General features: G+C 47.4%; 1 protein-coding gene. It reads left to right on the top strand.

Features of this window, described 5'->3' with window-relative positions:
- Positions 1-188 precede the first annotated feature (188 nt).
- The gene (gene sul7d, locus SB847_RS20545; protein ID WP_410578403.1) at positions 189-410 is read left to right on the top strand and encodes a Sul7d family chromatin protein; all 222 of its coding nucleotides are present in this window, start codon (positions 189-191) and stop codon (positions 408-410) included.
- Positions 411-422 lie beyond the last annotated feature (12 nt).

Here is a 422-nt window from a genome sequence, read left to right as displayed (position 1 = left end):
GTCCGATCTCTAACCGTGCGATCCTGGCGGAAGAATACGACCCGCGTAAACACAAATACGACGCGGAATACTACATCGAAAACCAGGTTCTGCCGGCGGTTCTGCGTATCCTGGAAGGTTTCGGTTACCGTAAAGAAGACCTGCGTTGGCAGAAAACCAAACAGACCGGTCTGACCTCTTGGCTGAACATCAAAAAATCTGGTACCGGTGGTGGTGGTGCGACCGTTAAATTCAAATACAAAGGTGAAGAAAAAGAAGTTGACATCTCTAAAATCAAAAAAGTTTGGCGTGTTGGTAAAATGATCTCTTTCACCTACGACGAAGGTGGTGGTAAAACCGGTCGTGGTGCGGTTTCTGAAAAAGACGCGCCGAAAGAACTGCTGCAGATGCTGGAAAAACAGAAAAAATGACTCGAGCACCAC

The organism is Bacillus sp. SIMBA_026, assembly GCF_046535335.1.
GTDB lineage: Bacteria > Bacillota > Bacilli > Bacillales > Bacillaceae > Bacillus > Bacillus velezensis.
Note: the sequence above shows the minus strand (reverse complement) of the source record. Positions and strands in the feature narration are given on the sequence as shown.